Here is a 14,451-nt window from a genome sequence, read left to right as displayed (position 1 = left end):
CAACATGCAACTTTGGAGTGAATTAGTCTTTGTAACATCTCGTGAAATAATCCTGCTTTTTGTCACAAATGTTACAAAGCTAAACTTGCATGGGCATAGTAAGTATGCTTAATATTGCAAGACAAAACAATGACAGCTACTTTATCTGGTTATCAACTCCTCGAAACTCTTCACTCCGGTAGTAAAACCGTCATTTATCGTGGACGGCGAGAAACCGATAACGTCTCTGTCATTGTCAAAACTCTCCTGTGCGAACATCCACTCTTAGAAGACATTGCGCGACTGCGCCACGAATATCAAATTATTGAGCCTCTGCAAATTTCTGGCATTGTTAAAGCCTACGAGTTAAAGAATTATCAGCATGGGCTGGCTTTGGTTTTGGAAGACATTCCAGGTTGCTTGCTCCAAGAACTGATTGCAACTCAAACAACCACCTTGATTACTTTCCTGAAGGTGGGGATTAATCTAGCACATATTTTAGGAGAACTGCACGCCCAACAGATTATTCACAAAGATATTAAGCCGGACAATATTTTAATTAATCCCGATTCTGGCGAAGCCAAACTGATTGACTTCAGTATCTCCTCACGCCTTGATAAAGAAAATCCCACCTTGAGCAATCCTAATTTGCTCGAAGGTACGCTTGCGTATATGTCGCCTGAGCAGACGGGCAGAATGAATCGGGCGGTTGACTATCGCACCGATTTTTATTCGCTGGGTGTCACTTTATATGAAATGCTGACGGGTATTTTGCCCTTTCAAACTGTTGATCCGATGGAGTTGATCCACTGTCACATTGCCAAAACACCAGCCGCACCTTGTAGCGAAACCGTGTGTCGTGTTCTGGAAGATGTGCCAGAGGCAATTAGTGCAGTTATTTTAAAATTATTAGCGAAGACAGCAGAGGAGCGGTATCAAAGCGCCTGGGGACTAAAAGCGGATTTAGAGGAATGCTTGTTTCAACTTCATACAACTGGAAAAATTGAAAACTTTGTACCGGGAAGACAAGACAAATCTGGGCATTTTTTGATTCCGCAAACGCTATACGGACGCGAAGCAGAAGTAGCAACATTGATGGCTGCGTTTAAGCGTGTGGCAGGTGGTAGCAGCGAACTCATGCTTGTCTCTGGTTATTCGGGGATTGGAAAGACGAGTGTCGTCAATGAAGTTCATAAACCGATTGTAGGAGCAAGAGGTTATTTCATTGCAGGCAAGTTTGACCAGTTCAAGCGCAATATTCCTTATGCATCTTTGATTCAGGCGTTCCAATCTTTAATTGGGCAATTACTCACCGAAAGCGAAGCCCAAATCCAAGTGTGGAAAGAGAAACTCCTAACTGCATTGGGTGAGAATGGGCAAGTTATTATCGATGTGATTCCCGAAGTCGAACTAATCATTGGAACTGTGCCACCCGTAATACAATTGGGTGCGGCTGAATCTCAAAATCGTTTCAATCGTGTTTTTGGGCAATTCATTGGCGTATTCACAAGCCAAGACCATCCTTTGGTTGTGTTTCTTGATGATTTGCAGTGGGCAGATTCGGCATCCCTGAACTTAATTGAGCTATTGATGACGGATAGCGACCGCAAATATTTATTGTTAATCGGGGCATATCGGGATAATGAAGTGTCGCCCACCCATTTGCTCATGCTCAGTTTGGACAAGATTCAAAAAGCAGGTGCAGCACTGAATAACATCGTCTTGTCACCGTTGCAGTTAACAGATGTGGAAGAATTAGTTAGCGATACGTTGAATGACACAGAGGCCAGCAAGCCATTAGCAGAATTACTGTTCCACAAAACTGGAGGAAACCCTTTCTTCTTAACGCAACTGCTCAAAACCTTGTACCAGGAAGACTTGTTATCGTATGAGTTCCATTCAGGAGTATGGCAGTGGAATATCCAACATATTCAAGCGATTGGTCTTACTGACCTGAATGTGGTTGAACTGACGGCGAGAAATATTCGTAAACTGTCTTTAGAGACGCAGCAAGTACTCAAACTCGCTGCTTGTATTGGCAACACGTTTAACTTAGATGTATTAGCGATCGTTAACGAAGCATCTTCTCTAACGACTGCGGCGCAATTGTGGTCTGCGCTTCAAGCTGGGTTAATTCTGCCATTAAATCAGGATTACAAAATTCCCTTAGCGTTTAATCAGGAGGAATCAAGCGGCTTTACCTTAACAGATGTCAAGGTTGATTACAAGTTTTTACATGACCGAGTACAGCAAGCAGCGTATTCTCTGATTCCTGATGAGCAGAAGAAAGCAACGCATCTGAAGATTGGTCAATTACTGTTGCTAAATACTACATTAGAAGAACGCAAAGAAAATATATTTGCTTTAGTTAATCAACTCAATTACGGTGCTGATTTACTGACATTTGAAACAGAAAAATATGAATTTGCTGAACTCAATCTGATCGCAGGTCAAAGAGCGAAAGCAGCTACAGCGCACGATTCTGCCATCAAATATTTGCAAGTCGGTTTAGATTTGTTAGCAGAAGATAGCTGGGAAAGTCAGTATGACCTAACATTAGCACTGCATGAGGAAGCAACAGAGGCAGCTTTTTTGAACGGTGATTTTGAAGGAATGCAGAAGTTCGTTGAGATAGTACAAAACTGCGCCAAAACGCTGCTGGACAAAGTGAATGTGTATGAAGTCCAGATCCAAGCTTACATAGGGCAAAACAGGCTGCTAGAAGCAGTTAATACGGGGCTACAAGTTTTAAAGCTCTTAGGGGTGGAGTTTCCCCAAGAGCCAAACGCGTCAGACATTGGGCAGGCACTAGGAGAAACTGCGGCAATTTTGAGTGGAAAGCGAATTGAGGATTTAATCGACCTGCCTCAAATGAGCGATCGCTATAAATTAGCAGCCATGAGGCTCATGTCAAGTATCTTTGCTCCTGCATACATGGCTGCGCCAGCACTGGTTCCATTGACGGTGTGCAAACAAGTAAATTTATCCGTTCAATATGGTAATGCTTCTGTTTCTGGCTTTGCTTATGCCAATTATGGTCTTCTTCTTTGCGGAGTTGTAGGAAATATTGATTCAGGTTATCAGTTCGGTCAATTGGCTTTAACTCTAGTGTCAAAGTTAAATGCTCAAGAAATCAAAGCCAAGACACTCCTGATAGTAAATACATTTATCCGACCTTGGAAAGATCATCTGAGAGAAACCTTAGAACCTTTTATGTCTGTTTACTCTAGCGGACTGGAGACAGGTGATTTAGAATTTGCTGCTTATGGTCTACTAATGTACTCTTATCTCGCTTACTTTAGCGGCAAAGAACTGACTGTCCTTGAAAGAGAGATGGCAATCAATAGAGATGCTATTCATAAAATCAAGCAAGAAACACCGCTTCATTATCTAGAAACCTATCGGCAGGCTACATTAAATCTGCTCGGAAAAAGCAAAAATCCCTGCATTCTAAAGGGTGAAGCCTGCGATGAGCAGATTGCGTTTCTATTGCACGAGCAAGCGAACGATAGATTGGGAGTTGCCTACATATATTGGAACAAACTTTTACTTAGTTACTGGTTTGAAAATTACTCAGAAGCGATTGAAAATACTGTCATAGCAGAGAAATATTTGGACGCAGTGGTAGGATTGCCTCTTGTTCCTCTATTCCATTTTTACGATTCTTTAGCACGGTTAGCAGTGTATTCCGATCGCCAAGAGCCAGAGCGGAAGGAAATTTTCGATCGCGTCCAAGCTAATCAAGAAAAAATGCAAAAATGGGCACATCATGCCCCAATGAATCATTTACACAAATTCTATCTAGTAGAAGCAGAACGGCATCGGGTTTTAGGCGAAAAAATCGAAGCGATCGAGATGTACGATCGCGCGATCGCACTTGCTAAACAAAACGAGTACATCAACGAAGAAGCCATTGCCCACGAACTCGCTGCCAAATTCTATTTGTCATGGGGTAAAGAAGCGATCGCTCAAACCTATATGACAAATGCTTACTACGCCTATAGCCATTGGGGTGCGATCGCTAAAGTCAAAGATTTGGAAGCACGCTATCCTCAATTAATTGTGCAATCAAACACAGAAAAACTAGAAACGAATTACCTGCATACTATTCAAACAAGCTCTACAATTACCGGAAGCACTCAAATTCTCGATTTGATGACGGTGATGAAAGCTTCACAAGTCTTGTCAGAAGAAATGGTGCTGAGTCGCTTGCTTGAAAAATTGATGAAAAATGTCATCGAAAATGCTGGCGCTCAACAAGGTTACTTTATTGCCAAGCACGAGAATCAATGGATGCTAGAAGCATCAGGAATGGTTGAAGGTAAGAACGTTAACGTTGTGGTTAACTGGCAGGATAAAACTGATTCACCTTTACTCCCGATCGCTTTATTGAATTATGTCGAAAGAACCAAAGACAAACTGGTTTTAGACGAGGCTGTGAAAGACTCCCGCTTTGCGATTGATGCTTATATTGCCACTCACCAATCCAAATCGATTTTGTGTCTACCACTAATTCACTCTGGCAAGTTTACTGGTCTTCTTTACCTAGAAAATAATCTCATTTCTGGTGCTTTTACCCCTGAAAGGGTGAATGTGCTGAGTCTGTTGATCGCACAAATTTCAATTGCGATCGACAACGCCCGTCTCTACACCAACCTACAAACTTACTCGCAACAGCTAGAAGCTAAATCACAAGAACTCGAAGCTAAAAATGAAGCTTTGCAAGCATCCGAAACGCGAGAGCGAGAAAAAGCCGAACAACTCGAAAAATCTCTGCACAAACTGCAACAAACTCAGGCTCATCTTGTGCAAACCGAGAAAATGTCGAGCTTAGGGCAACTGGTAGCTGGGGTTGCCCACGAAATCAACAATCCGGTCAACTTTATCTTTGGCAACCTGACCCATGCCAACAACTACACCCAAGAAGTGCTGGGACTGCTGGAACTTTACCAGAAACATTACCCATCTCCCCATCCAGAAATTCAGGAAGAAGCAGAGGCGATCGATCTAGAATTTGTGCTAGAAGACCTGCCTAAGCTACTGTCTTCTATGCGAGTTGGGGCAGACCGAATTCGGCAAATTGTCGCTTCCCTGCGAACTTTCTCACGCATGGACGAAGCCGAGATTAAAGCCGTTAATATTCATGATGGCATTGACAGTACTCTCATGATTCTGCAACATCGCCTCAAAGCAAGATCAGATCGTCCCGGTATCGAGTTGATTAAACACTATGCCTTGCTGCCCCAAGTGGAATGCTATGCAGGGCAACTAAATCAAGTGTTTATGAATGTGTTGAGTAATGCGATCGATGCTTTGGAAGAGTCATTAGCAGGAAATCAAAGACAAATAACAACTCCAAACATTACTATTTACACTGAACAAATTGATGCTCATCAAGTCGAAATTCGGATTGCAGACAATGGTCTAAGTATACCAGAGCCTGTTCGTCGTCGCCTGTTCGATCCTTTCTTCACCACAAAACCTGTGGGCAAAGGAACAGGTATGGGCTTGTCGATTAGCTACCAAATTGTCACCGAAAAACATGGTGGTTCACTCTCTTGCACCTCAGAACCAGGCGAGGGAGCAGAGTTTCAAATCCGCATTCCAATTTGCCAGGAAGTCAGCAAGAACCCAATACTGTTCGGTTAAGGATTTTAAACTGGAATTTGGTTTTGGGAAAAGGTTTTTTCTTTCCCCTTTCCCCAAAACCCAACAAGTATTGAGCAAGAACCTTGCTGTTGGTGTCTACAGTCTGACCTCACTTCCATTCCTCTCTCCTCTTAGGAGCTACGGTGTACACACAAGTCACTAGTTTTATCTCAATACCCTTGGGATAACCCAGAAAGCCCTCATGTAGAGACGCGATTTATCGCGTCTAAAAACTGACACGTTTGAGAGACGTGATAAATCGCTGTCTCTACAAAGAATGGACTCGTCAATTATTCCTTGACAGACTACTACTTAGAACGATAGAAATTTGCTTGGGGAATAAAAGAAAAACGTGTCAGCACGTCGTCGATAAATGTAAATCTAGTGGAAGCATCTGTATTTAGGGTAGCGTACACAAAGTCTACAACCTTCTGTTGCTTAAACACTGAAGGTTGTACAAAAGTAGGCTGACCATAAAGCGATATCACCTGTTGCGGGTTCATCCCGATTCGGATACGTTGGTAGACGGCGCCACTTTTTGGCATGGCTGGTTCTGCTGGCAATATGATTTGTGTAATTTTGCCTGGAGTTTCCAATCCGACATTCATAGCCTCCACCCGACCATCTGTGAGAATTACATTTACTGGTAGTTGACCATCTTTTACGTATGCGAGTCGCTCAAGCTTGTAAATAGAAATGTCATTGCGTTGCTCGGAGAAAGGCTCGCCCATCAATTTCAGCAACTCTTGACGGCTCATTCCAATTTTAATGCCCTGAGCAAAAGGAGGAATATCGTTAGTAGTTATGGTTTTGACTTCGCAAGCAATGCCTGACAGATAACCATCAATCATTGAGACTTTAGTGATAACTGGCTCTTGGCGATAATTTAGGATTTCAATATGCATATCTAAATTGGAAAACACCTTGACATCAGTTGGTTTTCCCATCACCTTTACCACCTCAGCTTGAGTCATACCTTCGTATAACAGACTAGATTTAAGCGATTGACGCTCAATCTTAATATCAGAAAGGATTTTCGGCAAAAAGGACGGTTTATTATTACCTTGAGACTCAGTGTGAACTTGATTGTGTCCAGGGGCGGGAGTTTGAGCCATTAAGGGTGTAGCGGTAGCTATGAGACTTAATGCCACAACACATAAGTTAAAGCGCAATTTCACTGGGATGATCTCTTGTAATTGCATGATCATAATTGAATAAAGCTGTAGTTTATTGAGATAAGCACCGTCATATTGTTAATTAACAAGGGGCGTTGACTCAAAGTTTAATTACGCCAAATGAATAAAGCAGATTTAATCTGTTGTGTATATAAGTTATATACACAACAGCTGATTTTGAAAGACTTCTAAAACAATGCTTTGGGAAGCTTATTTGTTTGAGGGAGCAGAATCTACCTCATTTAATGGAGCTATAGGAGCAAGATTATTTACATTACCCGTATTAGGGGCTGGATCTGGATCGGAGAAAGCCGCTGGAGCGTTCCTTTCTCTTCCACTAGGATTGATAGTTGTTGGTGCAACGGGGCCAAGCTGTGTTGTACTAGCTGCTGGGATATTGAACAGTGGATCGGGTGGATTCTTCACAACAGGAGCATTGGAAAACTGTCCGTTTTGCCTGATGGGTACTAAGATGATCCTCAGCTTGCCAGGCCTACCTGGGTCTGAACTAAGTTGTGGCCCAACAGTAATGGTGGCTTTTTTCTTTACTGCGATGGTAGTAGTCGGCGTACCGTTAGAGTTAAACGACGGTGGACGACTATATACAGAAGCAGCAGTATTGCCACCAAGTGGAGAACCGTCGTCTCTATAACCCCTTACCACTGCACTGCCAACGGTATACCCCAAGGCTTCACCAGCTACTGAATCAGAGTAGTAGTGTACACCTCCTTGTCTCCGGGCAAGGGAGGATTCTCTACCCAAGGCAACGAAGTTTTCCACTGGTTCTTCAGGAAAACATGCCGCCCCCACAGCCATAAAGACACCGGCGGAGGTGGAGTGACCAGAGGGGTAAGCTGGATGATAAGGTGTAGGTAGACTTGGATTATCCGCTCGAAAAGCATAATTAGTTACTTGATCCGGGCGGGGACGTAAGTACATGAATTTGTTGTACCACGCCGATAAAAGACCAGCATAGATACCTTCGTTCAGCATGGCACTACAACGCGCTGCCAAGGGTGGACTGTATTTATAAAGTTGAGCTAAATGGTCAAAATAGTCGTTGTAGCTTGAAGCCGGTGGGTCAAAGTTCCAACGACTAATAACTTTGATCGTATTAGGATTGGTACGAGTAGCTGCCAATTGGTTCAATTCCCTTAGTTCATCTGCGGTTTGGGCAGAGGTATTAGAGGGCGGTGCAGGAAGGATAAACCTGTCAAATCTTCTCACCGGATTCTGGGGGATCACCCAGTTGGGGGCAGTAGGAGCAACAATCTGCGAATCGTCTAGGATTGCTGGAAACTGGGGATTGGTGAAAGTATCTTTAGGGTTGAAGCGTACATTATCTGGCTGATTGGGAACCTGAGCATGAGCTGCTGGAATAGCAGTAAAAACAAGCAGAGATATAGCAGATGCACTCTTAAGAAAGAATGAGTTTCTCATTATTGTTAGTAGTATTAAATACTAAGTGTGTTCTACAAAATACTGGAGAATAATCTAAAATGATCGCTCTCAACAAAGATCACTATTGACTACTTGTAAGGTAATTATTAAGCGTATCTAGTTTAGGAAGCCAGGCAGCTAAATGCTTTCGCAGCATAAAGATGACTTTGACTATCACAAAGCAAAATACAACATTTATTTAACTTTGTTGCATACACTAACCTAAACATAAACAGAACTGAAAAATATATATCAGTTAAGCACTTAAGATTTACTTTACAAATGATCTATCAGGAACGATTAATCAGGAACACAAGATGTTAGTACTAACAGCATATTTGTTACCGTGAGTTTTTAAAATCTATCTTAAGATAGATTAAATTATCATTGTTTTGTGAAATATTATTGCGATTTGAGTAACGATCACACAAAGATAGCGTTAAATTATATACTTAGTTGAACAGTAGAGTTAAGTTGTAAAAAGTACATAGTGTGGTAAATATAGTTTAGGAGCCAGAAGACTTGTGACTTCCGACTCCTAACTTTTTAGATATCTTCTTGCTTTCCTTAACGGACGCCAGCAGTTTCTAAGGACAAGTCTTGAAACATGGGTGTGCTGAGGTAACGTTCGCCAAAGGAAGGCTGAATCATCACGATTAACCGCCCGGCATTTTCTGGACGTTTCCCTACTTGAATTGCAGCACACAAAGCTGCACCAGAGGATATGCCAGATAATAAGCCTTCTTCTTTTGCCAATCGTCGTCCATAAGCGATCGCTTGTTCATCGCTGACTCTAATTACTTCATCAACCAATTCTAGGCGGAGAACATCGGGGACAAATCCGGCACCAATACCTTGAATTCTGTGTGGCCCGGCTTCACCACCGGAGAGAACTGGGCTGTTGCTGGGTTCAACTGCGATCGCTTTAAATGTCGGTTTGCGCTGTTTGAGTACTTCTGCAACACCAGTAATGGTTCCACCAGTACCTACCCCAGCAATGACGATATCCACTTCCCCGTCTGTATCTCCCCAAATTTCTTCGGCGGTAGTTTCCTGGTGAACTTTAGGATTTGCAGGGTTGCGGAACTGTTGCAGCATAAAAGCATTGGGAGTATTAGCCACAATTTCTTCAGCTTTGCGAATAGCTCCCCGCATTCCCTCAGTACCTGGTGTCAACTCCAAAGATGCACCATAAGCTCTGAGCATAGCCCGCCGTTCTTGGCTCATTGTCTCTGGCATTGTCAAAATCAAACTGTAGCCACGCGCTGCTGCTACCATCGCTAGAGCAATTCCTGTATTACCTGAAGTAGGCTCAACTAAAATAGTTTTTCCAGGGGAAATTGAGCCAGCTGCTTCTGCTGAGAGTACCATACTTAACCCAATGCGGTCTTTCACCGAAGCCGCTGGGTTCATCCCTTCTAATTTGACAACTATCCTTGCTACTACTCCCTCAGTTTGAGGAATCTTGTTCAGTTGAACTAAAGGAGTCCGTCCGATAAGTTCTGTTATGTCTTGAGCAATCCGCATTATTTAACTCCTAAAATCCTAAATTTTAGTACAGAGTATTTACTTATAACAATAAGCTTTTGTGTATTGAACTTGTAGTTTAGTGTCAATGAGTGCATATACTATGTATTCTAACTAAACCACAAGATATGAAAGTTTAGGAAGAACTTTTATCAGATGCTCCCATTGATTCTTACTTTCCCAAAGGGCTGTACCGCTAGGCGGAAGTCAAAAGCCAAAAGTCAAAAGTCAAAAGTTACACATGCTTTAATTTTAGGCTTTCTGACTGTAATGAAATGTAGGTTCATTTCCACCGTTCTGTACTAGCTAGCCATATTTGTATTTTACCATTTGGATTTGCTGACTATTGCGTTTTAGTCTGAAATTCTGTATATATGCATAATTTTTACCATTATTTTTAATATCTCCTATTTGTTATGGAAATATAATTTACTTTCACAACATTTAATGGTTTTTTCTAATTTATTAGTTTATCTTTATCAAAAGACATTGATATTTTCCTTTGAGTGCAATTTTTCTTTGCCTAGATTTGCATTAAAAACAGTCCTTAACCATTGCCTACATTGCTTTAAGCTTGAGTGCAGAAATACCAGAACCCCACCTCGAAAACACTAGAACCCCGTCCCAAAAACACTAGTACCCATACCCCAATTAATTTTTATAAGCCTTATCAGACGGTAATTACAAGCTTTGAGTACTATTCTAATGAATTTAATAATCTTAACGGGGCTAGGGTAAACTGTTTTGTGGAGAGCGGCTGATATAAATCGTATAGGATTTACGCAGAGATTCCCCTCTACCCCCCAACATTCCTGAGCGCAAGCTTAGTGAACTAGGGGGGACTTCTTAATCTCCCTTTTGAGAGTAAGATTAAACCAGATTATAGGATCTAAGTGCGTTTTTTCTGATTGAATAATCCTACATTTTGTGAAAGTATTGGTAACTTTTCATTGGTCAGGAGTCAGTAGAAGTTAGAAAAACATCTGACAACTTATGATTGTGAAAATTACCGATTACACATATTTTAATATCAAAACTGTTTGAGATAAACAGCAAAGGATATTTTCTTACTGGGTGCAGACTACCTAGCAAGGGAGAGCCGAGATGAAAGCAAAAGTTTTAAATGTCCTTACAGTTTGTGTAGTTACCTTAACAATGCTTTCTCCAGGGCTAGTAGTATTTGGCATAATTTGGGAGCGACATCTGGACTTAGTAAAATCTCAGAATTTAGCTTACGAAGTTAACAAGATTACTAAAGATGCTCCCGCCTTGGCTCCCCAGACAGAGGTTACACATTCCCCTCAGACTAGCATCCAATCCTCTGATCGTAATGTGATTCATCAAATGCTGACTGTTGCTGAAAAATATAAATTTGCCACAATCCTGCAATGGTTCTTCTTGTTAACCCCTATTTGTATTGGGTTAGGCATTCTCTTTTACGACAGATATCTTGTACATCGTGCGGCTGTTTTAAAAGAACAAGTTGAAATGTTAGAAAGACTGTGGCAGCAAAGTATCGAACAGTGACCAATTCCCAATTAACTCACTAAAATCAAAAAAATACCATGTCAGAACAACGCCAACAACTGTATTTTAATCTGATTGATGAGTTACTCAGATGCCCTAATGGTCAAGAACCAGAAATTTTAGAATCTAAGCCAGAATTGATTGATTCTGGTTTCGTAGAAACAATGTTACAAGTAGCAACTATGTTTGCCCATGAAGGCAATCAAGATGGTGCCAAATTCTTATTTTTTGTAGCGCGTGAGCTAGCTAAAGAACTAGGGTTATACCCGGAAGTTCCCAATACTGAAGTTGCAAATTCTGAAGTCGCCAATAAGGAGTAAAAATGTTGTTGACTTCAACGGATGCGGGACAAATAGCTTTAGAACTGCTCATGGCAGATTGGAATATTTCAGAAGAGAATAGGGAGTGGTTTACAATCTTTAACTCTCGTCTGATTGGCGAGAGTTGGTATACTGTAGAACTAGGTGTGGAAGGATTTCCAGATAGGTGGTTTATTCAAGTATATGACAATGGAGTGTGTGATCCAAACTATACGTTTATCTCACCAATCCGTGGTTCTGAAGGATTTACGGACTTTATAAATGTGCCAGATATCGTAGCAGAAGTCTTAGTTTGTGAACGCAACGCTCGATAATAATTAAAAATTCAAAATTTAGAATTCAACAATAGTTCGTAATTCGTAATGAAGTTTGCGGGCTAACTACCGCTACGCTTATAGATTGGGATTTAGACCTTACCCATAATGAATAGTAAAACCTGTAGAGATCGCTTACTTTGATACTTGATTTAATTACGAATTACGAATTACGAATTACGAATTTTTAATATAAATATGCTTTACGCAAATCGGAGGTGATACCAAATAAGGTACACCTCTTTTTTTATGCAATATTTAATATTTAATTTAAACCTAATAGGCTATTTTGTCATATTTAACTGACAAAATTATGTTATATTAAATAGCGTGATGGACGCTACAGAAATATCAGTTCCAATGATTGCTGAAGATATCTTAGCCAAAGAATTCACAAGAGTCCTCAACCACTACTACCCAAAAGTTGGGGAATTACTAGACGGGTGTTATGTGAAAGTCATCACCTGTTTTTGGGGACGACCTGCTAGACGCTTGCAATATATCGGAATTTATTGCTCTGCCGAAATGATTTCCTGTGTGCAAGCCCACAAAGAAATACTCAGAGAAGTAGCAGACAACATGGGTCTAGTACAAGTAGTCTGCATGAATGCCAAACGATTATTGCGCGATCCGATGTCGAACATCAAACACAATAACCCACGCCTATGGTTGGAGTTGCAGTGGGTTGCAAATTAGTTTTTGATCGCATTAATGGAGAGGAGTAAAGGTGTTTGTAGTGGGAGCTTTAATCCTTAAATATTGAAGCACTAAAGTGCTTACTACGAACATATTGACCACTAGAATAGCCAGCACAAAGTATTAACGCAAGTAATGAAAACTGGAATTTTCTGCAATTACGATAATCATCACCAAGATGCTCGTCGTGCCATTTCTGAGCAAGTCGCGCTGATAAAACAGGCAGAAAGTTTAGGTTTTGAGTCAGCCTGGGTGAGTGAACATCATTTTAGTGAATCCAATCTCAGTCCGTCTATGTTGCTGTTAATGGCACACTTGGCGGGAATGACTTCAACTATCCAATTGGGGACTGCGGCGGTGTTACTGCCATTTCATAACCCAATTCGGGTAGCGGAGGATATCGCCACTCTGGATAACCTGTGCAATGGACGATTATTATTTGGAGTTGCCAAAGGTGGCCCCTTTCCCCAACAAAATAAACATTTTGCGACACTCCCCAGTGAAGCCCGTCCCAGAATGCTAGAAGCGATCGCACTGATTCACAAGCTGTTATATGAAACTGATGTATCATTTAATGGCAAGTATTATCAATGCGATCGCTTAACAATTTACCCAAAACCATTGCAGAGTCAAATACCAGTGTATGTTGCCACTGGCGGCGATGATGGTATCGAGTTTGCTGCTAAACATTCCTTCAGCTTGATGGGTGGGCCGCCATTCTCCCTACAGAGATTGAAGGATACTGTTGCTAAATATCGAGCCTTAAATTCTAGTGGTGCGGAAAACTTCGTGTTGGCACGCTTTTTTTATGTTGGCAAAACATTTGATGAGGCAGTGAGTGAGGCATTGCCTTTCATCCGCCAATTTAGCAAGAAAATGACAGCTAATTCGGCTGAAGTATTACAGAATAGTGCGAATCCCAACCAAAAACCATTTGATCGCACAAACATTTGTTTCGACGAAGATTATTTGATTGAAAATTCAATTATTGGTGATGTGGAGACTTGTCGAGACAAAATCAAGAAATTTCAAGACGAATTAAATTTAGGTACGTTAGCACTCAAACCCTCGTCTTCGGATATGCAAAAAAACCTGGAGAGTTTGACGCGCTACAACCAAGAGGTGCGAAATTATGTCTTCTAAACTATACCAGCTTCCTCCCGATGATTTACCTCCATCTGAGGTAACAAAAGAGGATGGAATGCTGCAAATGGAGCTAGAACAGTCTACAGGTAGGTGCTTTTATCAAGCCTGCGATCGCATTACGCGAGTCCTATTATCTAATTGTCAGTGGTATATCACAACAAATGCTAGCATTCTAACATTAATTGTTGACTGCCCTGACTTAGTATCTTACTGGCATATAGTCAGCAATATTGCCCAGTTAGGTAATAGGTTAGAGCGGTTTGCTAGCAACGGTAAAATCCGCGTTTATCCGCCATTTGGCAAGGGGATGCCATTTGAAATCAGCGTAAATGAAATATCAGCTTATCGAGATTGGCTTTGAGGTAAATAGAAACTGGGAATCACACAAAATATAGCTGTCTTACACCCTGTACTCCTAAAGTGCAGGGTGTTGCAATTTTTATCAATTCATGCTTCTCACAGTCATTGCACCCCGCCAAAACTACGCTTTGTCTCGCCTCGCCATATACACAAGTCGTCCTCTACCCACATTTTTGTCAGAGTGAAACTGTTACACTGACCGATATCCCGCCCAGAACTGAAGTTCAGGGCTGATAGCTAAAGTCCACTCAAGTGGACTAAATGATTAATTCAGCCCACTTGAGTGGACTTCAGCTATGAGACTCGGAATTCATTCCG

10 protein-coding genes are annotated in these 14,451 nt (G+C 41.5%); 7 read left to right on the top strand and 3 right to left on the bottom strand.

Annotated elements, in window-relative coordinates; translation table 11 throughout:
- Positions 1–129 precede the first annotated feature (129 nt).
- Positions 130–5,628, top strand: a complete 5,499-nt coding sequence (locus VB740_RS18595) for an AAA family ATPase (RefSeq protein WP_323201417.1) — start codon at positions 130–132, stop codon at positions 5,626–5,628.
- Positions 5,629–5,936: 308 nt separating this feature from the next.
- Here the strand turns inward: VB740_RS18595 and VB740_RS18590 are convergent, their stop codons facing one another.
- The 3 genes from VB740_RS18590 to cysK form a co-directional block, all read right to left on the bottom strand.
- Positions 5,937–6,830, bottom strand: a complete 894-nt coding sequence (locus VB740_RS18590; protein ID WP_323201416.1) for a hypothetical protein — start codon at positions 6,828–6,830, stop codon at positions 5,937–5,939.
- Between the two features lie 183 nt (positions 6,831–7,013).
- Entirely contained in the window at positions 7,014–8,243 is a 1,230-nt protein-coding gene (locus VB740_RS18585) for a vanadium-dependent haloperoxidase (RefSeq protein WP_323201415.1), read from the bottom strand.
- Positions 8,244–8,810: 567 nt separating this feature from the next.
- Complete coding sequence (gene cysK, locus VB740_RS18580; RefSeq protein WP_323201414.1) at positions 8,811–9,770, bottom strand: cysteine synthase A; 960 nt, start codon at positions 9,768–9,770, stop codon at positions 8,811–8,813.
- 1,104 nt (positions 9,771–10,874) lie between these two features.
- Between cysK and VB740_RS18575 the strand changes: the two genes are divergently transcribed.
- From VB740_RS18575 to VB740_RS18550, 6 genes are all read left to right on the top strand, one after another.
- Entirely contained in the window at positions 10,875–11,297 is a 423-nt protein-coding gene (locus tag VB740_RS18575) for a hypothetical protein (protein ID WP_323201413.1), read from the top strand.
- A 38-nt stretch (positions 11,298–11,335) separates the two neighbouring features.
- The gene (locus VB740_RS18570; RefSeq protein ID WP_323201412.1) at positions 11,336–11,617 is read left to right on the top strand and encodes a hypothetical protein; all 282 of its coding nucleotides are present in this window, start codon (positions 11,336–11,338) and stop codon (positions 11,615–11,617) included.
- A 2-nt stretch (positions 11,618–11,619) separates the two neighbouring features.
- Positions 11,620–11,931 carry a hypothetical protein gene (locus VB740_RS18565; RefSeq protein ID WP_196509908.1) on the top strand — a complete coding sequence of 104 codons (312 nt, stop codon included), beginning with the start codon at positions 11,620–11,622 and terminating at the stop codon, positions 11,929–11,931.
- Between the two features lie 333 nt (positions 11,932–12,264).
- Entirely contained in the window at positions 12,265–12,627 is a 363-nt protein-coding gene (locus VB740_RS18560; RefSeq protein ID WP_323201411.1) for a hypothetical protein, read from the top strand.
- A gap of 135 nt (positions 12,628–12,762) precedes the next feature.
- The gene (locus tag VB740_RS18555) at positions 12,763–13,770 is read left to right on the top strand and encodes an LLM class flavin-dependent oxidoreductase (protein ID WP_323201410.1); all 1,008 of its coding nucleotides are present in this window, start codon (positions 12,763–12,765) and stop codon (positions 13,768–13,770) included.
- Complete coding sequence (locus VB740_RS18550; protein WP_323201409.1) at positions 13,760–14,134, top strand: hypothetical protein; 375 nt, start codon at positions 13,760–13,762, stop codon at positions 14,132–14,134. The genes VB740_RS18555 and VB740_RS18550 overlap by 11 nt, the downstream gene beginning before the upstream one ends.
- The last annotated feature ends 317 nt before the right edge of the window (positions 14,135–14,451 follow it).

It is taken from the genome of Nostoc sp. UHCC 0251, from assembly GCF_034932245.1.
Lineage (GTDB): Bacteria > Cyanobacteriota > Cyanobacteriia > Cyanobacteriales > Nostocaceae > Nostoc.
Note: the sequence above shows the minus strand (reverse complement) of the source record. Positions and strands in the feature narration are given on the sequence as shown.